This window comes from Rhodopseudomonas sp. BR0C11 (assembly GCF_010820945.1).
GTDB lineage: Bacteria > Pseudomonadota > Alphaproteobacteria > Rhizobiales > Xanthobacteraceae > Rhodopseudomonas > Rhodopseudomonas palustris_H.
Window position 1 is genome coordinate 1 of the sequence record NZ_QTKI01000881.1, and the last position, 389, is coordinate 389.

The 389-nt window shown below is 64.5% G+C and carries 1 protein-coding gene; it reads left to right on the forward strand.

Annotated features, from left to right (window positions below; genetic code table 11):
- On the forward strand, nt 1-389 hold a 389-nt coding region (locus DYI24_RS27925; RefSeq protein WP_164574590.1), incomplete at both ends, for an AMP-binding protein.

Sequence of the window (389 nt, forward strand, 5' to 3'; positions counted from 1 at the left end):
GGCGTGCGGTCCGGCCTATGAGGCCGCGCTGGCGAGCTCGTCGCGTCTCGGTGCCGCCGAGCCGGTGACGCTCGATGACGTCTCGACCATCATGTACACCTCCGGCACCACCGGAAAGCCGAAGGGCGCCATGATCACCCATGGCATGACCTTCATCAACGCGGTCAATCTCGGCATCCCGGCGTTCATTTCGCAGCGCACGGTGTTTCTCTGCGTGCTGCCGCTGTTCCACACCGGCGGGCTGAATTGCTACACCAATCCGGTGCTGCACGCCGGCGGCACCACGCTGCTGATGCGCGCATTCGATCCGGGCGCTGCGCTGTCGATCATCGGGGATCCGTCGGTCGGGCTGACGCATTTCTTCGGCGTGCCGTCGATATATCAGTTCA